This is a genomic window from Trichococcus sp. K1Tr, assembly GCF_028309625.1.
Lineage (GTDB): Bacteria > Bacillota > Bacilli > Lactobacillales > Aerococcaceae > Trichococcus.
In genome coordinates this window covers 139,726-164,261 of the sequence record NZ_JAQMHR010000005.1, presented here as the reverse complement: position 1 = coordinate 164,261, position 24,536 = coordinate 139,726, and the positions used below count along the sequence as shown (strand labels likewise).

Below are 24,536 nucleotides of genomic sequence, written 5' to 3'. Positions count from 1 at the left end.
GGTAGGTTCTATTTGACAACAACGAAAATACGTACTATATTTCGTATGAAGAAAGAGGTTTACTATGGACTCAAGGGAATTGATTTCGATAATCATGAATGACGGTTGGGTATTAGTTAATATAAGAGGCAGTCACCACCATTTCAGACACTTTCAAAAACCTGGTCGCGTAACAGTACCGCATCCAAAAAAGGATTTGCCTAAAGGCACAGTGCACAGCATCCTCAAGCAGGCGGGATTGAAGTAATCCCTTGCCGTCTTAATTTATTCAACAATAGAAAGGAAGTATCCTGATGGTTTTATATTATGCAATTTTCAACCCGGAAGGCACACAGTTCAATGTATCGTTTCCGGATTTACCAGAGTTGTTCACCAGCGGGGATGACATGTCTGATGCCCTCCACATGGCAAAAGATGCTTTGGAAGGATATCTGCTTTGGCTTGAGGATGAAAAAGAGGCTATTCCTCCGGCATCCGAATATGATGAAATTTCTCCTTCTAAGGGAGATTTGTTGATTCCAATCGAAGCAAATCTCGAAGTGGCAAGACTCAAGGAAAACACGAAAATGATCAAAAAAACTTTGACGATTCCAAATTATGTCAATGCACTCGCGGAAAAAGAAGGCATCAATTTTTCGCAAACATTGACAGAAGTGTTGAAGGAGAAGTTGCAGATACAATAAGCCGTTGGATTGTTCTTATGGAGCAGGACTATTAGGAGGACCTCCCCTGTTTGAGCTGCTGATCTCCGATGAAACAGTTGTCGTCGGAAATCGAGTCGGTTTAAGTTTGCTTATCTCCTGTCAAACAACCCTCCCCGGAGATTCATGCATTTATGATATGCTGTCCTCCGACCAAACGGCTTTAACCGGAGAACCGATATAAACAAACCTGCCCAAAAAACCCATCATCCTCTATTTTGCATAAAGGATGATGGGTTTATTTTGTTATGTAAATTCCGGCTAGCCGGATGATTTTATCTAAAGAACAGCAGCAAAGGTTTCCTTCAACAGCTTGATTTCTTTGGCTGATGTGCAGCAACAGCCGCCGATCCATTTGCATCCTGACTCATGCCACTTCAATGCTTCGTTTGAGAAAACTTCGTCTACAGCATGACTGTGTGTCCATACCTTGGTGGTAGGGTCATAAATTGCGCCTGAATTTGGATAAGCAATCAACGGCTTTGTCGCAATTTCCTTAAGATATTCCAAGGAAGGCAAGACCAAATCAGGCTGCACGCAATTGACGCCGTAGGCAATGATTTGCTCGGACGACTCTGCCAACAGCTGGAACACGCGCAGATCGGTCCCATCGCATAAATGGTGCGCGTCCTTCAAGGTCACTGTCAGCCAGGCTGAAGCCTTGGGATTTTGCGCCAACAATTCAATCAGTGCCTGGATTTCCGTTATGTCCGGAATGGTTTCGATGGCCAAAAGATCAGCCCCTGCTTCCAGTAAAAGTTCCAGCCTTTCGCTGTGGAAATCAACTAATTCGGTTTGCGACAGTCCGTAATTCCCCCGGTATTCGGAGCCGTCCGCCAAGAAAGCACCGTATGGTCCGACCGAAGCCGCCACCCATTTTTCTTGCGAGCCTTGGCTTTTCGCCTGGGCCTGTTTCGCAAGCTCGACCGTTTTTTTGATCAATGCTCGGCTCTCTTCGGTTGTGTGACCCAAACGCTCAAATCCGGTTACCGTCGCTTGATAGCTCGAGGTGATGGCAATGTTTGCCCCTGCATCGTAGTAGTTCTGATGCACTTTTTCAATTTTATCCGGTTCATTCACTAATGCTTTTGCGGTCCATAACGCATCGTTCAGGTCCAAGCCTTGTTCCTCCAGACCTAAAGACATTGAACCATCGATGAGGATCACTTTTTGATTCTTTTGCCACTCTTTAAAATTCATCGGAAAGCTCACCTACTTCTTGATTCTCGATTGCTACAGAAGCCTTTTTGCTGAAGAATAATTGGTAATAAAAGAAGCATAAGATTGTGAACGGGATGCCGATAATCAAGGCAATCCGTTGGTTTGGATCAAAAGCGATGCCGATGATCGACACGGAGCAAAGGATGATGACGAGCCAAGGAACGATTGGATAGAATGGCGTTTGGTAATCCAGTTCCTCCAGTTTATGCCCCGATTTCAGATAGTGTTTGCGGAAATTCAGTTGTGCCCACGCGATGCTCAACCAAACAGCCACGACCGCGAATGCCGAGATGGATACCAAAGCAAGGTAAACAGTGTCCGCGGAATAAATGCTGGAAAACAGCGAGAGGAGTCCACCCAGAATGGTCAGCAGCAACCCATAGATCGGCAACCCGCGCTTGGATAATTTGGCGAAGCGTTTCGGCAGCGTTCCTGCATTTGCCAGCGACCACAGCATTCTCGACGCGGCGTAGACCCCGGAGTTTGCGCCGGAAAGAACTACAGTGATCAGGACGAGGTTCATGATGTCGGCGGCATATGGGATACCCATCAAATTCAGGATGACGGTCACCGGACTTTCATCCAAATTAGCCGCAGAATCCGGAAGCAACGCACCGATCACAACAATCGTCCCGATGAAAAGGACCACCAGAATGACGATTGTCTGCAGGATCGCTTTCGGGATATTTTTCTTGGGATTTGTCGTTTCGCCAGCGGCTACGCCGATCAATTCCGCACCTGAAAAAGCAAAGTTAGCCGACAGGATCGCCAAGAAAACGGAGCCTGCTCCTTTCGGGAACCAACCATTTTCCGTCAGATGATTAAAAAGTGGTGCTGATTCATTTCCCTGAATCGGTATAAACCCAAAAATGCCACCTAGACCCAGGATAAGGAAAATTGCCAGTGCGAGCACTTTGATCAGCGACATCCAAAATTCGCTGACTGAGAACCAACGCACATCAATAATATTTGAAAGTAAAATAATGCCGATAAAAAAAATGCACCAAAGCCATGTGGGAATGCCAGGGAACCAGCGCTGCGATAAAATCGCCAAGGTGATAAACTGCGAACCCAATGCCACTGTCCACGTCAACCAATAAAGCCATGCCACCACGAAACCTGCTCCGGGATGGATATATTTTGAAGCGTAGTTGTGGAACGAACTCGTACTAGGCTCGTGAACCGACAATTCGCCCAAGCACATCATGATTAACGTCACCAAAAACGCTCCGATCAAATATGCGATGATGGTTCCGATCGAACCCGTGGTTTGAATCAAATACCCGGAACTCAAAAAGATTCCGGTTCCTATAACTCCACCCAATGAAAGCATAACTAAATGCTTTGATGTCATTTCTCTTACAAATGATTGCTCCATATTTTCGCCTCCAAAAATGTTTTAAAAATATATAAAAAAAAGCACTCCCCCTATTGAAAGGGCGAATGCTCGCGTTACCACCTTTGTTCATAATCATAAAGATTATCTCAGCAAGGGACTGTCATCCCTTCACGCTCTATCGGGCGTACCCGTCTCTTGCTAAGTTTCCCTCACAAGCGATAACTCAAAGACCATTTTCGCTGATTCCGAAACATCTGCTCTCACCATCCGCAGACTCTCTGTGGTTTCTTTCCCAACTACTTATCTCATCAAAGTTTCATATATTTTTAATAAATATACAAGAATGCTAGTAGGTTGTCAATTAATTTGTGAAATATTTTCTGCTTACTTTCATTCTTGTTGTTTTGGTTGGTGTGGGTTTTGGGGCTAGCCGGAGGTGGCGGTCCGTTTTGGTGCTGTCCTCCGGCCGAGCGGTTTTGGCAGGAGCTACGTTACCAATCACGTCGCTCTGCTCCGGCGGGGAGACTCTGGACGGAGAACAGATTTTTTGTCGGTGCTCTCCTCCGTCCAAACATTCCTTCATCGGAGGAGAACAATCCGGTAACATTCAGAAGACACAAAAAGAAAGCCTGCTGCACTATGTCATGCGGTGCACCGGGCTCTCTTTTTAGTAATATTTATTTACCAAGGCTGAATTGTCGGTCCGATCGTAAACTCGTTTACGTTGGTATCCTCGGGCTGATCAATCGCGAATGCGACCACATTGGCAACGCGATCTGGGCTGATGCCGTATTGTTTATAAATGATCCCCATATCTTTGGCTATCTTATCGTCGCTGATGGTTTCCAGCAATTCCGTGTTGATTGCGGCCGGATAGATCGTGGCTGTTCTGATGTTGGTGCCTTCCATCGCTGATTCCATGCGCAACACTTCCATCAGATCGCGCACTGCCCATTTAGTGGCGCCATAGACTGCTCCGCCCGGGTATGCTTTAAGGCCCGCAACGGACGATGTGGTGATGACATGACCGGATTTCTGTTTCACGAATTCCGGAAGGACCGCTTCGATCCCGTTCAGCACGCCTTTGATGTTGACGTCCACCATAAGATTCCAATCCTTCGATTTCAACTTCGATAGCGGCGAATTCGGCATCACGCCGGCATTCAGGAAAATGACATCCACTTTGCCGAATTTTTCTTTTGCCAGAACAACCAGTTTTTTATTATCTTCGATTTTGGTGACGTCCGTAACGTGGTAAACAGCTTCCCCGCCAGCCTGGACGATTTCATCAACCAATTTCCTCAAATGCTCTTCTCTGCGCGCGCCCAAAACCAACTTGGCTCCTTTGCTTGCCAACAGTCGGGCTGTCGCCTCGCCGATTCCTGAAGAAGCTCCCGTGATGATTACTACTTTGTCTTTGATTGCCATTATCTTCATCCTTTCCATTCTGACCCGGAGTATCAATAAAGAATCGAAAAACGGTTTTCTGCAGCTGACAACTGTTTGTCCATTTTCATTATACCACCGGGCACCCGTTATAGGCTTACCAGAACCTTACTCCTTAACCTTGAGGTGAAGTCAAGGGATAGCAGTTGGAAATTCTGAAAATTCGCCTAACCTCTGAACGGTAATCTCCGGTGAAGCAGCTTTGGCCGGAGTTGGGATTCTGTTCGTTTCGCTGTTCTCCGGTTAACCGGTCTACATCGGAGGACAGTCCCGGTATCTCCGCTCACCTACGGCCAGCAGCCCCTCCCCGGAGGTGAACCCACCCCGCTCATTCAGAGTGGTGCCCTCCGGTGAATAGGGTTTCTCCGGTAATTCGTCTTCATATTTGAACCCATCATTACCGGAAACCACAAAAAGGAGTGCTCAACTGGTTGGTGAGCACTCCTCTGTTATTTGGTGAAACTCGTTTACTTCGCTGTTCTCCGATAAAGCGGCTTTGGTCGGAGTTGGGATTCCGTTCGTTATGCTGTTCTCCGTTTAATCGGTCTACACCGGAGGACAGGACCGGTATCTCCGTTCTCCTCCGGCTAGCAGTCCCTCCCTGGAGGAGAGACCGTCCCGGTCACAATACACAAGGACGCAACACTGGATCTATCCCTCCAGCAATCCTCGCTCGCGGTACCACTCGTCCGGTCTCCAGACCCACTCATGGTTCTCTTTTTTCAACAGATCAAACGCTTCTTTTGGTCCCATTGTTCTTGCCGCATACTTGGGAATCTCGGTATCTTCGCTGTCCCACGTTTCGCGGATCGCGTCAATGATTTTCCAGGATTGCGCGACTTCTTCCCAGCGCGCAAAGTTGGTTGCATCGCCCAAAATAACGTCATAGGTCAGGCGTTCGTATGCTTCCGGCGTATTCTCCATCATTTCGCTGTCATGGCGGTACTCCAATTTGATCGGCTGGGTATTGAATCCCTGTCCGATTTCTTTGCGGTTCATAGTCAAAGCAAAGCCTTCTGTTGGCTGGATATAGATGGTAAGATCGTTTGCTGGGACATCCTTCTCTGCATCAAACGGATTGACGGGAACTTTTTTGAAAACGATATTGACGCGCGTTCCTTTATCGGTCAGGCGTTTTCCGGTTCGAACATAAAATGGCACTCCGTTCCAACGCGGATTGTCCACCATGAATTTGCCGGCTACAAACGTTTCAGTCTTCGAATCGCTTGCGACATTCGGCTCTTCTTGATAAGCAACAAATTCCTTATCACCCAAATGCCCTGCCGCATACTGTCCTCTGACGAAGTTTTCGCGGACTTCCTCCGGCGAATAGACACGCACATCATTCAGTGCTTTGATCTTGGCTGTCTGGATATTCGCTTCGGATACGGAAGCTAAAGGTTCCATCGCCAGCAAGGACAACACTTGCAGAATATGATTTTGGACCATATCCTTCAAGGCTCCGCTGTGATCATAGTAGCCACCGCGCTCTTCCACGCCCAATTCCTCGGCAAACGTGATCTGAACATTTTCGATGTAATCACGATTCCACGAGGATTCCAGGAACGGATTCGTCAAACGCACGGCCAAAATATTTTGGATCATCTCTTTGCCCAAATAGTGGTCGATCCTGAAAATATCCTCTTCCGGGAACACTTTTGTGATTTGATCATTCAATTGCTCGGCTGATGCATAATCCATCCCGAACGGCTTTTCGATGACGACGCGGTTGAACCCTTTGTCCGTCACAATATGCTGCTCTTTCAAATGGGTCACAATCGGTCCGAAAAATTGCGGTGCCATCGCCAGATAGTACATTCGGTTCTGATCCAAATCATATTTCGCATCCAATATGTCAGCCAACTCTTTGAGATGCACGTAATGCTCCACATCGGAAACATCATGCGCACGATAATAAAAGTGGCTTAAAAAGGCAGTTTTTTCCGCTTCTGTCGGTTGGAATGATTGAATCGATTCAGAAACCACATCCCGAAAATGCTCGTCGCTCCACTCTCTTCTTGCCGTCCCGATCACTGCGAAACGTTCTGCCAACGCACCGCTTCGGAATAATCGGAAAAATGAAGGATATAACTTTCTTTGAGCTAAATCACCTGTCGCACCGAATAATACAATCAATACTGGATTTGTTTTTACCACTTTATCGCCTCCTGCGTTACTTAATATTTCCATAATACCATGATTAGCGCAAAGTTCCTTCACTCTTAGAGAATTTGAGCACCTGAAAAATCAAAAACATTTTTAATAAAAGGATGGTTTCGGAAAATCTGTGTTGGGTTCGCTGACGCCCAGGCTTTTGTTTGAATAGACAGCCGGATTTTCAATGATGTCCATGATCAACCGCGCGACCGCTTGGCGAGCCACTTGCGCACCGATGAAAGGTTCCCCTTTTTGACTGATCCTATACTTTTCGTTGCCTTCCTGATTGTAAAGCCAAGTCAAGCGCAACAAAGTATAATCAATCCCGGAATCTTCGATGATCTTTGCCGACTCTTTGTGGCGGTTTGTTCCCGTGCGGCCGACCATTCTGGCATTCCATTTCCCGAACTCGCCGACCACTTCGTCATAAATCCCAAGAATGGTGGCGCAAATTATTTTGGCAACACCGGATTTTTTAGCAGCATTGACAATGGTTTGGGTAGCATCCGGAGAATTCATGTCATTCAGATAAACAATCTCCACACCTTTCATGGCGTCCATCAACTTAGCTGAATCGTTGAAATCCCCGTCGATGATCGCGATTCGGCTTGGGTCACTGTTGGCGATCCGTCTGTTCGCATTACGGGCATACAGAACTAATTCTGCATCAGTTTCCTGCAATAATCGGTTGGTTAACATCTTCGAGATTTGTCCTGCCGCCCCTAAAATCAATATTTTCATGTCAAAAACCCCTTTTCTTCTAGTCGATATCCATAGTGTAGACCCTGAAGTTCACTCCAAGTCAATCGTAAACTTTATCGATATGGTTGTTCGTTTCATATGGATACCGTAAAATCTGGCCGATTGTGCATTGTAAAACGAGAAAAACGCGAATTGGCATAAGGAAAATCGGTTTATAAACTGAAAAAACAAGCAGAAACGTTGAATAGCTAACGTTTCTGCTTGTTTTGTTGCATTCGGATCTTCGGGTTTGCTTATTTTTCTCCGGTGATACGGTTCTTGCCGGAGAACAGCACTGTTTCGTCGTAGTCTCCTCCGGTCAAGAGACCTTCATCGGAGATCAGATTCCATTTTCACCGTCCATCTCCGGCGAGGCAGCCCTCATCGGAGATGAGGACCCGTACTCCGTTTTGAAAAAATATAGTCTTACCAATTTTTCATTAAACCTTTATAAATCATCAGTAGTATATTCTGTATATCCCTCGTAATAATAACTGACATCGATACCTTTCATGTATACTTCCCTATCATCAATTGACGTAGTCAAGGCATTACTGATCAAGTATCTGATTTCCAAGTCATTTACAGGACTGCGTTCCATGGCAGAAAGATAATTATCTTTGTCGATCAGGTTCCAGTCTACTACTTTCCCCAGTTCTTTCTTCAGAATCAAGTCCAACCAGATGCGTGTACTGCGTCCATTTCCTTCACGAAAAGGATGCGCAATATTCATTTCAACATATTTCGCTACAATTTCCTCGATAGTGGATTGTGGCATACCGTCAATGTGATTCAAAGAAACTTCCAAATACATAACGGGTGCAAATCTGAAGTTTCCCTTCGAAATATTCATGGCACGGGTCTTTCCCGCAAAGTCATAAATATCATCAAACAAATATTTCTGAATGTCTGTTAAACCTTTGTACGTACCGATTTCCAGATCATTGATATCACCAGAATCATATAAACGTTTAGCGTTAGCTTTACTGATTCGTTCTTCCGCTTTCGCCAACTCAACTTGATTCGTGATTCCCAATTTGTTATCTAACACGGCTAAGCTCCTTTACTTGAAAATAAGCTATTCATCTAATACTACTATTATAACCAATCATCGGTTTGTCGTCTAAGGCGAGAAGGAAATGATGTTCTTCAACAACTAGCGCTCCTCCCCGCCTAATCAACATTCGCGGCAGCTCCGGATACGATTGCATTTGAGCATTAGCTTTTTATCCGTTACTGATAATTGCAAACTATACACAAAAGACTTGAAACGTCATTTCGTCGTTTCAAGCCTTCTTATTCACAAAATTTAGTAAGACACTACTATTTCAAAATTCCATTCTGAAATGGCACCAACTTGAGGACCTTTTTGCATGATTTTTGTCTGGAAAACAATCAAGCTTCCTCACTGAACCCCATAACGTAGGTAAGCCCAAATCCCAGAACGAATGCAAGCAATGCTCCAGCGCAAGCCAGTACAAAATTGCTCATGCCTTCTCCGCCGATAAAAATCGGCAACGACAACAGATTGGGGCTGGCTATTGCATAAGCCTTAACTTTGAATATTCCTAAAAATGCTCCCGAAATTCCGGCGGCTGCACATGCAGCAATTAGTGGTCTTTTCAGTCGAACCAAACATCCATAGAGTGCTGGTTCTGTGACGCTCAACAGAGCTGTTACTCCTGATGAAAAACCTGAAGATTTGTTGATCGATTTCTTGGCTTTGAATCCAACCGCAAAGGCAGCTCCTGCCATTGCAAAGTTTGCCGCTAATGCACGGTCAAGCACAAAGGAATATCCGGTCATAGCAACTTCGTTTGTCATAATCGGCGTAAACAGGTAATGCATCCCGAACATAACTGTGATTGGATGCAGGGCGGATAGAACAGCCAATGCAATGGGTCCGGTGGTTTCCAGCAGCCAGATGCACGCATTAGCCAGCCCGCCACCTATAAGTGAGCCTACCGGTCCAAACACAACCAGCATAGCAGGCAAACAAACTACTACCATTATCAACGATTTGAGCGTAAAATGCGCAACACTCGGGATGTATTTGTCGCATAATCTATCAACGACGTACAATAACGGAACCATAAGCAAGACAGGGATTATGCTGTTCATGTACTTGATATTCGGAACAGCAAGGTTGAACAGATTCAACTCTGCTTGCTGGTTAAATACATTAAGCGTGATTAGTGAAATAAAGGCTGCAATAAATTCGTTCGTTCCTATATGTCTGGCGGCAGAAAAAGCTACGAATACCGGCAGGAAAGCAAAACCCACATTCACAACAGCAATCAGTGTGGTATATGTAAGACTTTGATTATCCATACCCATAGTTACAGCGATCGCCAACAGTGCACTGATCATACCTGCAGATATCAACACAGGCAATGTCGGTTGTATCGACCCAGAAATATAAGCCAAAACTTGGTCGACAACCTTTGTTTTTGATGGATTTGATGCATTTTCCGAATTCTCAAGACTCGCTCCATCAAGAGCAAGTTCACCTGCGCCTTTTTGATTTTTCAGTAGTCCTGCAAACCTGTGGTAAACTTGTTCGACAGCAGGTCCGATAATGATTTGTGTTTGTCCCCCTTTGTTTATGACTCCGAGGACACCATCGGTTGATTTCAGAGCATCATAACCGACTTTACTGTCATTAATCAATTGGAATCTCAACCGAGTAGCACAATGTGTGTAGCTTTTGATATTCTCGGATCCACCAATATTTTTTAAAATCGTCTCTTCCAACTTGTAAATGTTTTCTGCCATTTTTACGCCTCCTAATTAGTCAATGATTTTTCCGTTCGTTTTGATTACATCCTTGTACCAGTTAAATGAATCTTTCTTTATTCTGCGATTGGTCCCTTTTCCCTCATCATCAAGATCAACATAGATAAAACCATATCTTTTGCTCATCTGCGATGTTGAAGCGCTTACAATATCAATGCAACCCCAAGCAGTATAGCCAAAGACATCCACACCATCTATTACCGCTTCCTTCAATTGTTTAAGGTGTGCGTTTAAGTATTCAATCCTATAGTCATCATGGATTTCGCCGTTTTCGACTTTATCCAACGCTCCGACACCATTCTCAGCAACCAATATCGGAAGTTGGTATCTATCATACAATTGGTTTGCAGCAACTCTGATGCCCTGAGGATCAATTTGCCAGCCCCAATCACTGATTGCTAAATACGGATTTTTGACGCCCTTAACCAACAAGTTCCCCGCCACTTTTTCGAATTTATCCGGCTCGCTGCTTACTGCGGTCGTCATGTAATAACTGAAGCTCACATAATCCACTGTCCCCTCTTTTAAGACAGCCCAATCCTCGTCCTCTGTCTCCAGCGAGACACCTATGTCATCAAACCAGCGTGCGGTATATGCAGGATATTCTCCCCTGACTTGAACATCACTGAAGAAGAGTGTTTCCCTTTGCAAATCAACTGCCGCTTGCACATCGCTGGGATTGCAACTGTACGCAATAGGCAGCTGATAGCTGATCATACAGCCCATTTTTGAGTTTGGATACATTTCGCGCAATTTTTTTGTGACTGCCGCACTAGCTACAAACTGGTGATGCGCCGCCTGATAAACCTCAGTTTTCAGATTCTGGTTATTCTCTTCCAAAATTCCGGCACTTGTGAACGGGTGCTTCAGTATGCTGTTTATTTCATTAAAAGCCATCCAATATTTTACATATTTTCCGAAATTTTTGAACAACACTTCTGAATACTTTTCAAAAAAACCTATCAGTTTTCTGTTGGTCCAACCGCCATAATTGATGGAAAGGGCTAAAGGCATCTCGTAGTGGGATATTGTTACAATTGGTTCGATACCGTATTTTTTTAATTCTTCAAATACGTTTGTGTAAAAATCCAGGCCTGCTTGATTGGGCTCCGCTTCATCCCCGTTTGGGAAAATTCTCGTCCAGGCAATTGACATCCGGTAACATTTGAAGCCCATTTCAGCAAATAACCTGATGTCTTCTTTGTAATTTTGATAAAAATTTATTCCCGTTCTTTTCGGGAAATAATGTTTATCCCCTTCATTTAAAGCCCTTTCAATTTGCTTGCTGGTCATTTCATGCCATTGATCGCTCCAATTTTCTCTGGGCAGATTTTTGTCGAATGAATAACAATCAGCTACTGAAATCCCTTTTCCACCTTCTGAGAAACCGCCTTCAATTTGGTTGGCTGCAGTAGCGCCGCCCCATAAAAATCCTTCAGGCATTTCTTTTTTTAATTCTCTAATCATCTTAACCCTCCCGTTTCTTCTTTATGCTAATAATATAATTTATCCAACAATAAAACACCATTCCTAAAAAGTCTCTGTTGACGAGCACTTTTTGAGAATGGTGTTTTCTGCTTGCTGATGCTGATAAGTTTATTTGATCAATCCGGTGACAGCCTGAAAAAACTCTTGTTTGGAAGGATAATCTTCATCACAGGAAACAAGATATACTTTTTGAACAGACTGGTTCTCAATGCTGATTTCCTTCTCGAAGACATATTTTTTCACCGCTTGTTTCAGGCCAGCTTGCATATACAGAATCAATAATTCATTGCCATGTATAGTAAATTTACTTGCAAAATCGCTGGGGATGGCTTCGATTTCATCCAGGATATCACGTGCCGATTCTTCTTTGGCTACATGCATTTCAGTAAACTCAATTTTGCTCATTGTACTCTGAATACGCTCTTCCGATTGCTTCTGATCCTTCAGGAATACCAGGGAGATGTTCTCATCGGACGGGATCGCATCCATCAACTCGAAAAAAGGATAACGGACAGTGATCTCATCTTCCGTTGTTATGAATATGTTGTATTTCCCAAAATTAAAGTTCCCATCGTCGAGAAAATACTGAGGCAAGTAGTGCACATGCGCATCTGCTTGGTGCACCTCAAACTTGTACTTTATGTTTTCCAGAACTTCCATATTGGATTTACTGACCAAAAGAATATTTTTCCCTTTCCTGCTCAGTTCATCAATGTATAAATTGATCAGCAGGACGATTCTGGAAAGTTCCTTATCGATTGACAATTTCAAATCATTTTTGAATAAAAGATAAGTATGATGGGCTGCAAAAAGGTATTTCTTGATTATTTCGTCATTCAGAAGATTCAGGCTAGTGATACCAAGCTTTTGCTTCCTTTTTAACGCCGAGAGGGTCCGAACGACTTCATCCGTAATGGTTTCATTTTTATCCCCATGTGCCTCGTGAGCATGCAATGGTTCTGCAATAGTCCGCAATTTTTTCTGAATTAATGCATACTCTGCCTGATTGATAAAATCCGTCGTCCGCATCGAGAAAATATTGATTAAATTTTCAATCTCGCTTGCTTCAAAATTTGATAACAGATAATCCAGTTCATTCTTGATCTCACTGATTAATTCGTCCATAAACACTGGCTGAGTAGTGTGCATTTCATCCGCAAATTCAAGAAGAGCGCCGGCTTTACTTCTTAAAATCGAAATGACGATGTATTTGCTTACCCGATTAAAATCCATGTCGGAAATAAAAATGTGATTGTTTATCAAAAAATCCCTTAAAATCCTGGTGATTGCTGAAAGATACTTTTGATATTCCTCTTCAGCATATTGTTCGAGCATCAGTTTTTTTAAGCTTTCGTTGTGGATGATGTTGGATATATAAATCCTTTTATATCTTTCCTCGCCTACAATTTTAAAGCCGAGCCTGTTTTTTTCAAGCGTTAATCCCTTGGTCCTTTTTATCCATCGTTTCACGATCGAAAATTCTTTTGCCACGGAAGTTTTTGACATATAAAACGTATCCGAGATGTTCTGGAGGCTGACTTCTTTTCCCATAAAAATAAGGTAAAGGATGAAAACAATCGGACTATCTTTTAAAGTGTGAAAATTTTCTTTTTCAAACTCTGTTTGGATGATTTGCTCTTTCATTTGATCGGACAAATTTTTAAACCTGAAGCCTTTGTTCCTCACATATTCAATAAAAAGGTCATTCTGATTAATCTCGTTTATCGAATTGATTTCTTTTAAAACTGTCTTGCTGCCGACATTCAGGAACGCAGCCAACTCTTTTGTCTTTACCCAATCCTTGAGGTTCAATAAATAAATGAGTAACTTACTTTGCCTTTGCGTAAACATATTTCCTCCTATAAAAACAAATGCTGTATACAGAATCTGCGACACAACAAGAGAATACGCTTTTTCATCTGATAACACTATTATAGCCTATCATCGGTTTAGAATCTTTAGTAAAAGAGAACTGAGATCCATTTTGAGAAATGTCGCCAAAAAAACAGATTAACGCGCTTACGTTTAAATTTAATCCGTATCACTATCAAATCCAGACAATAATATTCCGGTGTAACGTGTTTCGCAGATGTTTGCGTATATTAAAAATAGTACAGTAAATAATTGATTTATAAAATGTTTGTCTATAAAAAAGGTAGATTTACTCATTTACCATCAACGACAAGTGAAGAATAAAATGATATAGTTGTCGTAATAAATGACTGCAATGAAGATAAGTATTTTTCTGGGTTTGTTCATTTAAATATCACTGATGATGAAACTTACGTTGAAGCTGGTAGGATTCTGGCATTCATCACAAAAAATACTAATTGTCACTGACAAGATGGAGATGACTGTAATTTGGAACAGGCACTTTTCGACGAGTTATTTAATTGTCTTAAGATACTGGAGAAACAGATATTGGAATTCCCTCATATCGGCAGTCAAAATCACCATCATTTAAAGAGCCCAGAATTAATAAACGAAAAATTTGACATGCTCATCAATCGAAAAGGCCATTTGAACATAGACAACCTCACCTACCTTATGCGTTCAAAAAGGCATGGCTTAATGGTAAGGTTGGATATGACTGGACCACCTCATGTAGGATTGAATGGAGTTGATATTGATACTCCTCATGTCCATATTTTTGATGAAGAGCATTACAATGGCACCCAAGTTGAACCACTTAATAAAATTAGTGACGAAGAAATCATAAATGAATTACATGACAGCTTAGTTGCATTCTTATTATATAATAACGTTGATATTAAAAACACAACGATGCCACTGACATAGAAAATGAAAGGAGTCGAACAATATGCCCAACACATCCCAACAGTTGATCAGTGATTACGTGGACTGGTTCAAAAACAAATATTCAATTAAACAACTGGAAAATGCTGATGAGATTGTCACTCCTTTTGTTAACCACTTAAATGACCGGATCAGATTATACATTGAATTGAAAGCAAACAACACAATCCGAATTTCTGATGATGGAAATACCTTCAATGAACTTGCAATGTATGGATTGGACATCAAGACTAATACGAGGCAAAAATTAATTCATAATACCTTATCCAACTTCGGAATCCAGTTGAATGATGAGATTTTGTATGTTGAAGCAACCATAAAAGATTTCCCTTTGAAAAAACATAATCTTATCCAAGCGATTTTGCGCATCTATGATATGGTTCTCCTCTCAAAACCGAATATCATAAGTCTATTCAACGAAGAAGCCAAACAGTATTTATTCGATAATGAGTTAGGCGGTAATTTTGATATCAAAATGACTGGAGATTCTGGGCTAGAGCATCAGATAGATTACAGTCTTGGACCGACAAAATCCCGGCCTGAAATATTGATGCAGTTCATCAACAATCTGTCATTCGGGGATGTCACAAAAGAAGGTTTCATATACGATGACTTGAATAAGAAAAGAAAAACCAGTAAGAACCAAGTTCGCTATATTTTGGTCGCAAATGACATTGATAACAAAATTCCGGATAAAGCCATTACAGCAGCACAAGCATTAGAAATTGATATCCAGCCTTGGTCAAAAAAAGAAGAGCTATTGAAATTGAAATAGCTCCATAAAACATCAGTTTCTGTGTAGATCAACAGCTCCAAACGTTATCAATTCAACGATTGGGGCTGTTTTTAGAATTTTCCAAATGGACATTTTAGGCTACATCACATTGAGTCCAAGCCGACAAGCTTTCATTGTTTACAGACGGCTTCATCCGCGACATATTTCAATACCGTTTTGAACTCCTAGTGAGTCGCATTTTTAGTAAAAGTACTTAAGTTGCGATTATATTTCCCCATTATTCGCTCTGACTTTTCTTTATCATTCATGCAAATTCTCCTCCAATATTTCATGAGAATGCTGTTTCAGTAAAACTAGATTCAGGTTATCCATATTTTCAAATACGTCTGAAATCCTATTTTGATAGTAACTATTATTTCAATCGATTCACCAAAGTGTTATTTGATTATTGCGAAAGTTCCTTTGAATTTGAAATAAGTGCTGTCGCATTCTCATGACTTCAGTCGATAGTTAGGTAGCACAGCTTTTCCCTTACTTCACGTTTTGCGAACACAAGTTCGGAGGTGTATAATGAAGCCAAGGAGGTGAGTTTCATGCTGAAAGCCTATCAGTTTCGTTTGTACCCCAATCAGGAACAGAAAATCTATTTCGCAAATTGTTTTGGCTCCGCAAGATTTGTCTACAATCAGATGTTGGCTGACCGAAAAGAAATTTATGAAACCTACAAAGACGATAAAGAACTGCTGAGAAGCATCAAGCCACGCACCTACACGTCCTTCAAAGAAGAATTTCCGTTCCTGAAAGAAGTGGACAACCTGGCCTTGGCAAATGCCAGCCAAAACCTAAATAAGGCCTACAAAAACTTCTTCCGCGACAAAGCCATCGGTCATCCGAAATTCAAAGCCAAACATAAATCGAAAGCGTCCTACACCACCAACAATCAGGGCGGCAATATCCGTATCGAAGACGGAAAGATTAAACTCCCAAAAATCGGCTTCGTATCAATTAAACAGCACCGGAATTTTGATGGGCTAATCAAATCCTGTACCATTTCCATGAACAAGGCCGGCAATTATTTCATTTCCATTTTGGTGGAACAGGAAACACCGGAATGGCTGCCTGCTGAACACAAAATCGGTATTGATCTCGGCATTTCCGACTTCGCCGTCACCACAACCGATGCCGGCGAATCCGTGAAATATGCGAACCCGAAATGCCTGTCCCGATCTGAACAGAAAGTCAAGAAAGCCCAACGCGCCTTGTCCCGCAAACAAAAAGGCAGCAAGAACCGAGAAAAGGCACGATTGGTACTGGCAAAAAAACACGAAAAGATTGCGAACCAACGCAAGCATTTCCTGCACAATCTCTCCAATAAAATCACGGACGAAAACCAAGTCATCGTGATTGAGACGCTGCGGAGTTCGAATATGATGAAGAACCACAGTCTTGCGAAAGCGATTGGGGATGTCAGTTGGTCCGAATTCTGCAGGCAGTTGGCGTACAAAGCCGAATGGAAAGGCCGGACGCTCATCAAGGCTGATAGGTTTTATCCGTCCACCCAAATCTGTTCCACTTGCGGACATCGGGACGGCAAGAAAGCCCCACATATCAGGGAATGGACCTGTCCGGCTTGCGGTGCAACCCACGACCGGGACATCAATGCCAGCAAGAACCTCTTGGCGTTAGCCAAGTAAAAGAAAATACATGAGGCAGGTACTGCCTTTTGAGCCTACTAAATATCCACTCCCTCTGCCTGCAAAGACATACGTAGGTAAGGAAGGAGTTCGTAGGAAGCGTGCGACTTAAGTCGTGAGTAGTTCACCAAAAACTGTCTAAAGTTGAACACTCTTTGTATGCTAATTCAGATGAGAATGCAAAAAATAATTGTATTAGAGCCTATTTTTATACGTCTGGCTTAGGGATGAACAGCCTGTTTTTTTGTGTTGGTTCCTCCGGCCAGGCGGGCACAGTCACGGAAGTAGCGCCACGAAAAAACGATCGAGTCACTTCGATCGTTTTTTGCGTGGGTCATTATTTTTGTGAACACAACAGTCGGAACCAGCGCACCTGTTTCATTTCCCTAATGTAACGTAATGGAGAGGATCTCTAAAGCATCCGCTTCAAGGGTCCCCAGATCATCCACGATTGCTTCGCGGTCGAACGAAAACAGATCGTCGTTCAGTTTCACACGGTGAGAAAAAAGTTGCCCCCAGTAGAAATATGCTTGGCCGTCCTCATCGATGAACACTGCCTGATCAATGCCGCCACAAGGCAGTTGGCCCGGATCGTAGAATAGACCAGTTGGATTATCGGCTAACGTGACTCCTTCGCTGTCGTCAGGCATGCAGAAATACAGATAATACTTCCCGTCTTTATGGACGGCATCCGGCGCGAACAGTAGCGGGGGCTTCACTGCTCGGGTGCCGTTTCGAACTTTTCCTTCTCGGCTACGTGGTCAATGCTTTCGAGCATCTTCCAGATGAATGGAGTAGGATTACTCCATTCATCTGGGGTACTTGGGCGCATCTGGATTGTTGAACCAAGGAACGTCATTTCCTTCCAATGCTGTCCCGTGCATTTCCCAGTTCGCCAAATCGGCAGTGGAAACGACATGGTACTCCTCGCTACAAAAATACATCCGAACGTTTGTCGAAGCTGCCGGAGATGTGGAGTTTCCCGTCCAGCATGACGTGGGCCTCGCCGGCCGGAACAGCTGGCCGGACTTGACCGGTGGAGCGGGCTTCATCGGAGATGAATGTTGTTTTCGGTATTGTTCTCCGGCCAGATGGTCGCTCCCCGGAGGTAGGGCTCCCCCGCAAGTCCCGCACACATCATTTTCCATCCCCGCACAAAAAAAATAAGCAAAAACGCCGAAAATGACTCTCGGCGTCTTTGCTTATTCGTTTATCTGGATTTGCAGGCCGCGGGGACCGACATTTGTTGAAAAAACAATATGCGTTTTGGTATCGCCAAAGCGTTGCAGGTCCGTAATGAATTCATCAAGCTCGATCGTATTTGTAAAGTAGACCTTCAATAACATCGAGAAATCACCCGTAATGCAGTCGCACTCCACGACATTGGGGATTTCTTCGATATAACGGTAAAAATCTTGTTTATCCTTTGCATTGACCGCACAATTCACATAGGCCTTTATCAAAAAGCCCAATTTCTGATGATCAAGAACAGCTTGATACGTACGAATGTAACCCATACTCTCCAAATTCTGTAAACGCACGGATACAGATGGAGACGAGATGAAACAGTCTTCGGCAATCTGTTTGACAGTGATCCGGCTATTTTTTTGCATAATATTCAAAATTTTCCGATCTAACACATCCATAATGGCCCCTCCATTCTCTCATCATATTCTTAATTTTAGTAAGAAAGGATAAGAGTTGCAAGGCTGGGCTCACAAGATGTGTCATGCTTTATGACATTTGCTTCTTCTTGCCATCAAACAGAAGGTAAACAAACAGAGCTGCTAATCCAAACCCTCCACAAAAGAGGTACATGACTTGAAAGCCATACACACTGGCGATGATGCCCCAAAGCATTGCACCACCCCCGTACGCTACGTCCAGAGCAGCCGAGAAAATCGCTATCGCGCGTCCGCGTTCATGATCGGAAATACTTTGCAAAACAATCGTATTCATGACCGGCAGCAAACTGGCAAAACCAATTCCGTATAGGACCGCCGCTAAAAGAAGATGAACAAGATCATCGGCATAAGCAAGCATGCCAAACGCTGCACTGATACTCAGGATACTGCCGCAAATCAAAAACGTCTGATTGATGCGCTTCAACATTTGTGGGAAGAGAAAACGAATGAGAACCGTGACAACCGTCATCACGGTAAAATAATAACCAGCTCCGCTTATTTTCTTTTCGATCGCAAACTGCGCGATAAATGCAATGACACCGGAATTCGCAAAGCAAATCAAAAACATGATCAGGCTCGGAAACGTCACACCCCGATTCTTCATGACGGACAACGCTTCCGTCGCTCCACCCTTCGTCTTTGGCTTTTCTCCGAAAAAAAGCGTTCTTGGCGACTCCGTACTTAAAAAAAAGCTTAAAACAAAAGCGATACTTGTCAGCAAAAGCGCCACTCGAAACAACGCCTCAAATCCGTATGCTTCCACCACCGACAACCCCAGCAAGGGTCCGATTGCGCCAGGGACCGCCTGGGCGATGCTGAAGTAGCCTAAGCCGACAGATAACTGTTCCTTTGGGATAAAATCCGCCGCCATCGTCGCTGCGCTTGTCGCTTGGATGCTGTTGCCGATGCCTTGGATCAAACGTAAACAAAACAGCATCAAGAGCGTTTGCAGCACATTCAATAAGGCAAAATCGAGAAATAGAATCCCTAACCCGATAGTGAGCAACAGCCTGCGACCGTATCGATCCAATAAGATTCCAATCGGCAAGCGGAAAAACAAAGCCGAAATGCCTAAAATCCCTACGATACTTCCGGCAACCGCTTTAGACCCACCCAGTGCAGTAACGTAGAGGGGCAACGTTCCCATTTGGGTCGTGATTGCCGTCATTGCCAAAAACGTGATGCAGTTCACCAAGAGGAAATCTTTGGTCCAAAGCTTGCTTTTTACTTCCGTATATTCCACATGTCATCCCTCTCAGACTGCTGTTTTGAAACGGACTTGCATCAAAAATTGTTTTGTCCGTTCTTGTTTAGGGTTATCAAAGACTTCTGCAGGTGTTCCGGCTTCAACGACTACCCCATCCGCCATGAAAACAACTTTGTCCGCCACCTCTTGTGCGAATTGCATCTCATGGGTGACGATGATCATCGTTTGACCCGTGTCGGCCAATTTTCGCATCACATGCAGCACATCCCCGACAAGTTCTGGATCAAGGGCTGATGTGGGTTCATCGAATAACAGAAGTTCTGGAGACAGCGCCATCGCACGGGCAATGCCGACCCTTTGCTGTTGCCCACCGGATAGTTGAATCGGGTACATCCCTGCTTTGTCCGCCATGCCCACTTTTTCAAGGACGGAGGTGGCAATTTGTTCTGCCAGCTTTTTGGGAACTTTTCGGGGTGTAACCAATCCTTCCATCACATTTTGCAGAACCGTCATATGACTGAATAATTCATAAGATTGAAAAACCATCGCTGTTTTCCTGGCAATTTCACGGCTCTGGTGCGAACCGATACGACTGAGGTCATAGCGAAGGTCGCCGAGTTCATACATGCCTGCATCCGGCCGTTCCAAGAGATTCAAACAACGCAAGAAGGTGGTTTTGCCAGAGCCGCTCGGGCCGATAATGCAGACAACTTCGCCTTTATTGATGGTCAAACCTACGTTTTTCAATATCTCGTTCTTACCGAAACTTTTTTTCAGTCCACTTATTTGCGCCTGGATCATCTTCATCTCCTCCTTCTTTTTGTTCTCAAAGTGAGATCGTGTTGCGCGAACTTCCTGCTATTATGATATCCCGCGCATTGTTTAACGAGGTCTCAACAATTTCTTGCACGGCCAATTCTGTATGGTAGGCAATATGGGGTGTGATCATCACATTCGGGAAGGCCATCAAGCGGGAATAATAGGGGTTCTTTTCCCAACCGACGGAAAAATATTTTTCCTCGTCTTCCAACGCATCCAATGCTGCACCAGCCAGTTTCCCGGTTGCCAAAGCTTCGATCAGCGCTTCGGTATCGACAATTTTTCCGCGCGCTGTATTCACAAGACAGCTACCGGGTTTCATTTTCGCAAAAGTTTCCTCTGAAAATAGATAAGTCGAATTTTCAGATAAGGGGATGTGTATGGACAGAACATCCGATTCTTCCAAGAGTTCTTCAAAAGAAACATAGCTGACTTTCCCTTTCAAGCGCGGATTTTCTTTTGAACTCGAGGCGATCACGCGACCGCCCAAAGCATGGATCCCTTCTGCGACCACACAACCGATCCGACCAGTTCCTAAGATGCCGACCGTCACATCCTGCAGTTCTCTGCCGATCGTTGTTTTACGGGATGAATTAGTTTGCAGGACGGTCGGGATATTCCGCAGGACCATCAAAATCGACATGATCGCAAAATGACCGACTGAAGTGGGACTGTAGGAAGGAACGTTCGTCACGGTCAATCCGTATTTCTGGGCCCATTCGAAGTTGATCCCATCCACCCCGGTCGACTTGACCGACAATTGGTGGATGCCTTGTTCCCTCAATTTGCGGTAGAGCAGCTCGCTTTGGCGCATTTCCGGACTTGGATACAGGCAGACCCCGTCGTGTGGGCCGGCGAAATGGACATTTTCGCTGGATATGCCTTCGTTGATGATGGTCACGGGTATCTTGTTGCTGAAACTCCACCGCTTGATGAATTTTTCTTCGTCAGCACTGACCCCATAATAAATCAATCTCATAAATATCCTCCTTAAATCACTTGTTTGGATGATGCAGGTGTCGCTTGTTTCAAAGCTTCACCGATTACTTTTACCCCGGCCACGATTTCCGAAAGTGTAGGTTTGGTGAAATTCAAGCGGAAATAACGTTCATACCCTTCTTGCGCCACGCTCATCACATTTCCAGGGATAACGGCGACCTTGGCTTCGTCCAATGCCGTATAGAATGTTTCCGGATCCAATTCATCCGCCATTTTGCAGCAGATAAAATAGCCGCCAGTCGGTTTGATGAACTGAATTTTGTCTTCAGGCAGCGCTTCAAGACCGGCAATCATCGCTTCAAATTTCCCCTTATAATACAGTTTCAACTCCGAGACATGTTCTTCAAACTGATGATTCTGCATGAATTCCGCCAGCATCACTTGCCAATAAAAATTGGTATGGGAATCAGATACTTGCTTGGCTAAAGCCAGTTTTTCCATGATTTCATCTGGCGCCATAATGAAGCCTAAGCGTGCGCTGGGTGCTAAAATTTTGGAGAACGAACCCGCATACATGACGCGCCCGTCCGTATCCATCTCCTTCAGCTTCATGATCGGCTCACCGTAGTACAAGAGATCCCCGTAAGGGTCATCTTCGAAAATCAGCACATCATATTTTTGGGCCAAACTGTAAATCGCTTGGCGTTTTTCCAGAGGAATCGATGTCCCCAATGGATTTTGGAACGTGGGAATGAGGTAGATGAACTTGATGCGTTGGTCGAAACGCAACAGCTCTTCCAGTGCATCCAAATCGACGGATTCTTCTGAGACATTCATCGGGATCGGTACGGGAATGGCTCCGTAGCCTTTGATCGCATTTACCGCCCCTGAAAAGGTTTGTTCTTCGCAGAGCACGACGTCTCCCTCATCACAAAGGACCTTCACGGCGATATCCATCGCTTGGGTGGAACCCGATGTAATCAACACCTGTTCCTCATTCTGAAGATTGGCGGTTGCCGCGAGCCTTTCTTTTACCAGCTTACGCAGCAAGGGATAGCCTTCTGACGCACCATATTGCAAAAACGTTTCCGGATCGACTTCTGTGTATAATTTTTGGGAAATTATTTTCAGAGTCTCCATCGGAAAAGCCTCAACCGGCGGAAATCCGTATGCAAATGAGATCACATCTTTGAGTTCCATGTTCTTACTTGCATTTTCCCTTAAAGGAGATGTTTTCAATTCCTTGATACGATTTGCGAAACGATATGCCATCTTTTTTCCTCCCCTATTTAGCCATTTGAGTTGTGAAACGGGCCAAAAAGGCTTTGGTCCGTTCTTCTTTTGTTTGTTCAAACACTGCTTTTGGTGTTCCTTGTTCAACAATTTGGCCATTCTCCATAAAGATGATTTTGTCTGAAACTTCATATGCGAATTTCATCTCATGTGTCACCAGCACCATCGTTGCGCCGGTTTCTGCGATGTCCCGCAGGAGCGTCAGTGTTTGTCCGACTAATTCCGGATCCAATGCTGAGGTCGGTTCATCGAACAAAATCACTTTGGGATTCAGCGCCAACGCCCGCGCAATTCCGATCCGTTGCTGCTGGCCGCCGGATAATTGGCTGGGATAAAAATCTTTGCGTTCGGTCAGGCCCACTTGTTCCAACAAAGCATCCGCAACTTCATACGCTTCCTGCTTTGTCCTTTTTTTCGTCAGCAAAAGCGGCATCACGATATTTTCGCGCGCTGTCTTGTTATGGAACAACGCATAATTTTGAAAGACCATCGCGGTTTGGCGTTGGTGCGCCAAAATCTCTTTCGGATTGGCTTTGTTTACGATCGTTTCGGTCTCTCCCAACAGAATGCTGCCTTCATCTGCCCGTTCCAGAAAATTCAGACAGCGGAGAAAAGTTGTTTTGCCGGAACCGCTTGGCCCCAGAAGGGTGACAACTTCCCCTTTGGCGACATCCATATCGATGCCTTTGAGGACTTCCTGCTTGCCGAAGCGCTTGTGGATATTGCGTACTTCCATCATAAAATCGCCCTCCTCAATTTACGGGTCATGCGCTGTTCAAGGATTTGCGCACCTTTTTCGATCACCAGGCTGATTCCCCAATAGATGACCGCAACCGCCACATAGGCTTCCAGGAACCGGTAGTTTTGCTGGGCTGTGATCTTCGCAGCTGCAAATACATCGACGACACTGACCATCGAGGCTAAGGAAGAAGCCTTAACCAAGCTGATCAATAAATTACTGAACATCGGTAATGAGATAGGGATTGCTTGCGGCAAGAGTACCCGGCGAATCGTTTGCATGTTGGTCATGCCCATCGATTTGGCTGCATCGAACTGCCCTTTTTTGATAGCTGCAAATGCCCCGCGAAAAATCTCACTGCTGTTGATTGTGGCCAATAGCGTCAATGCGGAGATGGCGATCCATACCATGTTGAAATCTCTGAACCGAAGCGACCAATTCATGGATTCCGACCAAACATCAAACTGTTTGGAAGCGATCAAGTACAGAGCGAGAATGATCAGTACCATCGGAATACCTTTCAACAATGTGACCACCACTTGGAAAAACTGGCTCAGTCCTTTGATGCGATAGAGCCGGATCAGCGCTATCCCTAACCCTAAAATAACGCCGATGACTATCGATGTGATGGCCATGAATAATGTTGTGCCAATGTATTGGCTTGCTACTTTCAATGATTGGATCATCACCTCAAATTTGAAACTCATGGCCCTCATCC

At 44.2% G+C, this 24,536-nt stretch carries 22 protein-coding genes and 1 other annotated feature; of the genes, 5 read left to right on the top strand and 17 right to left on the bottom strand.

Annotated elements, in window-relative coordinates; genetic code table 11:
- Positions 1-64: 64 nt before the first annotated feature.
- Entirely contained in the window at positions 65-247 is a 183-nt protein-coding gene (locus tag PH235_RS10065) for a type II toxin-antitoxin system HicA family toxin (RefSeq protein WP_272162205.1), read from the top strand.
- A 46-nt stretch (positions 248-293) separates the two neighbouring features.
- Positions 294-683 (top strand): type II toxin-antitoxin system HicB family antitoxin, encoded by a 390-nt coding sequence (locus PH235_RS10060; RefSeq protein WP_272162204.1) that lies wholly within the window; start codon positions 294-296, stop codon positions 681-683.
- 297 nt (positions 684-980) lie between these two features.
- Here PH235_RS10060 and mmuM read toward each other — a convergent pair whose 3' ends face one another.
- From mmuM to PH235_RS10015, 9 genes are all read right to left on the bottom strand, one after another.
- Positions 981-1,901, bottom strand: coding sequence for a homocysteine S-methyltransferase (gene mmuM / locus PH235_RS10055; RefSeq protein ID WP_272162203.1), 921 nt, complete (start codon positions 1,899-1,901; stop codon positions 981-983).
- Complete coding sequence (locus PH235_RS10050; protein ID WP_272162202.1) at positions 1,891-3,300, bottom strand: amino acid permease; 1,410 nt, start codon at positions 3,298-3,300, stop codon at positions 1,891-1,893. Before PH235_RS10050 ends, mmuM begins: the two co-directional genes overlap by 11 nt.
- A gap of 54 nt (positions 3,301-3,354) precedes the next feature.
- Positions 3,355-3,582: a binding site (T-box leader), on the bottom strand.
- Positions 3,583-3,942: 360 nt separating this feature from the next.
- Entirely contained in the window at positions 3,943-4,689 is a 747-nt protein-coding gene (locus tag PH235_RS10045) for an SDR family oxidoreductase (RefSeq protein WP_272162201.1), read from the bottom strand.
- A gap of 669 nt (positions 4,690-5,358) precedes the next feature.
- Positions 5,359-6,897 carry a glucose-6-phosphate dehydrogenase gene (gene zwf, locus PH235_RS10040; protein ID WP_443080870.1) on the bottom strand — a complete coding sequence of 513 codons (1,539 nt, stop codon included), beginning with the start codon at positions 6,895-6,897 and terminating at the stop codon, positions 5,359-5,361.
- A gap of 69 nt (positions 6,898-6,966) precedes the next feature.
- On the bottom strand, positions 6,967-7,605 hold the full coding sequence (locus tag PH235_RS10035) for an NAD(P)H-binding protein (protein WP_272162199.1): 639 nt from the start codon (positions 7,603-7,605) through the stop codon (positions 6,967-6,969).
- 448 nt (positions 7,606-8,053) lie between these two features.
- Positions 8,054-8,656 carry a protein adenylyltransferase Fic gene (gene fic, locus PH235_RS10030; protein ID WP_272162198.1) on the bottom strand — a complete coding sequence of 201 codons (603 nt, stop codon included), beginning with the start codon at positions 8,654-8,656 and terminating at the stop codon, positions 8,054-8,056.
- Positions 8,657-9,000: 344 nt separating this feature from the next.
- Entirely contained in the window at positions 9,001-10,380 is a 1,380-nt protein-coding gene (locus PH235_RS10025) for a PTS transporter subunit EIIC (RefSeq protein WP_272162197.1), read from the bottom strand.
- A 15-nt stretch (positions 10,381-10,395) separates the two neighbouring features.
- On the bottom strand, positions 10,396-11,868 hold the full coding sequence (locus tag PH235_RS10020; protein ID WP_272162196.1) for a glycoside hydrolase family 1 protein: 1,473 nt from the start codon (positions 11,866-11,868) through the stop codon (positions 10,396-10,398).
- Positions 11,869-11,997: 129 nt separating this feature from the next.
- Complete coding sequence (locus PH235_RS10015) at positions 11,998-13,740, bottom strand: helix-turn-helix domain-containing protein (RefSeq protein WP_272162195.1); 1,743 nt, start codon at positions 13,738-13,740, stop codon at positions 11,998-12,000.
- A 510-nt stretch (positions 13,741-14,250) separates the two neighbouring features.
- Here PH235_RS10015 and PH235_RS10010 point away from each other — a divergent pair.
- The 3 genes from PH235_RS10010 to tnpB all read left to right on the top strand — a co-directional run bounded on the left by PH235_RS10010 (position 14,251) and on the right by tnpB (position 17,136).
- Positions 14,251-14,688, top strand: coding sequence for a DUF6978 family protein (locus PH235_RS10010; RefSeq protein ID WP_443080869.1), 438 nt, complete (start codon positions 14,251-14,253; stop codon positions 14,686-14,688).
- A 22-nt stretch (positions 14,689-14,710) separates the two neighbouring features.
- A complete protein-coding gene (locus PH235_RS10005; RefSeq protein WP_272162193.1) occupies positions 14,711-15,481 on the top strand; it encodes a DUF1828 domain-containing protein in 771 nt (256 codons plus the stop codon).
- 554 nt (positions 15,482-16,035) lie between these two features.
- Complete coding sequence (gene tnpB, locus PH235_RS10000; RefSeq protein ID WP_272162192.1) at positions 16,036-17,136, top strand: IS200/IS605 family element RNA-guided endonuclease TnpB; 1,101 nt, start codon at positions 16,036-16,038, stop codon at positions 17,134-17,136.
- Positions 17,137-17,522: 386 nt separating this feature from the next.
- Here tnpB and PH235_RS09995 read toward each other — a convergent pair whose 3' ends face one another.
- From PH235_RS09995 to PH235_RS09960, 8 genes are all read right to left on the bottom strand, one after another.
- Positions 17,523-17,855 (bottom strand): family 43 glycosylhydrolase, encoded by a 333-nt coding sequence (locus PH235_RS09995; protein ID WP_272162191.1) that lies wholly within the window; start codon positions 17,853-17,855, stop codon positions 17,523-17,525.
- Between the two features lie 483 nt (positions 17,856-18,338).
- Complete coding sequence (locus PH235_RS09990) at positions 18,339-18,782, bottom strand: Lrp/AsnC family transcriptional regulator (protein WP_272162190.1); 444 nt, start codon at positions 18,780-18,782, stop codon at positions 18,339-18,341.
- An 88-nt stretch (positions 18,783-18,870) separates the two neighbouring features.
- Entirely contained in the window at positions 18,871-20,064 is a 1,194-nt protein-coding gene (locus PH235_RS09985; RefSeq protein WP_272162189.1) for an MFS transporter, read from the bottom strand.
- Between the two features lie 12 nt (positions 20,065-20,076).
- A complete protein-coding gene (locus PH235_RS09980) occupies positions 20,077-20,829 on the bottom strand; it encodes an amino acid ABC transporter ATP-binding protein (RefSeq protein ID WP_272162188.1) in 753 nt (250 codons plus the stop codon).
- Positions 20,830-20,854: 25 nt separating this feature from the next.
- Entirely contained in the window at positions 20,855-21,826 is a 972-nt protein-coding gene (locus PH235_RS09975) for an NAD(P)-dependent oxidoreductase (protein ID WP_272162187.1), read from the bottom strand.
- Between the two features lie 11 nt (positions 21,827-21,837).
- Positions 21,838-23,058, bottom strand: a complete 1,221-nt coding sequence (locus PH235_RS09970; RefSeq protein ID WP_272162186.1) for an aminotransferase-like domain-containing protein — start codon at positions 23,056-23,058, stop codon at positions 21,838-21,840.
- A 13-nt stretch (positions 23,059-23,071) separates the two neighbouring features.
- Complete coding sequence (locus tag PH235_RS09965; protein ID WP_272162185.1) at positions 23,072-23,818, bottom strand: amino acid ABC transporter ATP-binding protein; 747 nt, start codon at positions 23,816-23,818, stop codon at positions 23,072-23,074.
- Positions 23,815-24,525, bottom strand: a complete 711-nt coding sequence (locus PH235_RS09960; RefSeq protein ID WP_272162184.1) for an amino acid ABC transporter permease — start codon at positions 24,523-24,525, stop codon at positions 23,815-23,817. The genes PH235_RS09965 and PH235_RS09960 overlap by 4 nt, the downstream gene beginning before the upstream one ends.
- Positions 24,526-24,536: the final 11 nt, after the last annotated feature.

Coding starts and splice junctions, on each gene's coding strand:
- PH235_RS10065 (WP_272162205.1), top strand. CDS start 65: ATGGACTCAAGGGAATTGATTTCGATAATCATGAATGACGGTTGGGTA.
- PH235_RS10060 (WP_272162204.1), top strand. CDS start 294: ATGGTTTTATATTATGCAATTTTCAACCCGGAAGGCACACAGTTCAAT.
- mmuM (WP_272162203.1), bottom strand. CDS start 1,901: ATGAATTTTAAAGAGTGGCAAAAGAATCAAAAAGTGATCCTCATCGAT.
- PH235_RS10050 (WP_272162202.1), bottom strand. CDS start 3,300: ATGGAGCAATCATTTGTAAGAGAAATGACATCAAAGCATTTAGTTATG.
- PH235_RS10045 (WP_272162201.1), bottom strand. CDS start 4,689: ATGGCAATCAAAGACAAAGTAGTAATCATCACGGGAGCTTCTTCAGGA.
- zwf (WP_443080870.1), bottom strand. CDS start 6,897: ATGGAAATATTAAGTAACGCAGGAGGCGATAAAGTGGTAAAAACAAAT.
- PH235_RS10035 (WP_272162199.1), bottom strand. CDS start 7,605: ATGAAAATATTGATTTTAGGGGCGGCAGGACAAATCTCGAAGATGTTA.
- PH235_RS10025 (WP_272162197.1), bottom strand. CDS start 10,380: ATGGCAGAAAACATTTACAAGTTGGAAGAGACGATTTTAAAAAATATT.
- PH235_RS10020 (WP_272162196.1), bottom strand. CDS start 11,868: ATGATTAGAGAATTAAAAAAAGAAATGCCTGAAGGATTTTTATGGGGC.
- PH235_RS10015 (WP_272162195.1), bottom strand. CDS start 13,740: ATGTTTACGCAAAGGCAAAGTAAGTTACTCATTTATTTATTGAACCTC.
- PH235_RS10005 (WP_272162193.1), top strand. CDS start 14,711: ATGCCCAACACATCCCAACAGTTGATCAGTGATTACGTGGACTGGTTC.
- tnpB (WP_272162192.1), top strand. CDS start 16,036: ATGCTGAAAGCCTATCAGTTTCGTTTGTACCCCAATCAGGAACAGAAA.
- PH235_RS09990 (WP_272162190.1), bottom strand. CDS start 18,782: ATGGATGTGTTAGATCGGAAAATTTTGAATATTATGCAAAAAAATAGC.
- PH235_RS09980 (WP_272162188.1), bottom strand. CDS start 20,829: ATGATCCAGGCGCAAATAAGTGGACTGAAAAAAAGTTTCGGTAAGAAC.
- PH235_RS09975 (WP_272162187.1), bottom strand. CDS start 21,826: ATGAGATTGATTTATTATGGGGTCAGTGCTGACGAAGAAAAATTCATC.
- PH235_RS09970 (WP_272162186.1), bottom strand. CDS start 23,058: ATGGCATATCGTTTCGCAAATCGTATCAAGGAATTGAAAACATCTCCT.
- PH235_RS09965 (WP_272162185.1), bottom strand. CDS start 23,818: ATGATGGAAGTACGCAATATCCACAAGCGCTTCGGCAAGCAGGAAGTC.
- PH235_RS09960 (WP_272162184.1), bottom strand. CDS start 24,525: ATGAGTTTCAAATTTGAGGTGATGATCCAATCATTGAAAGTAGCAAGC.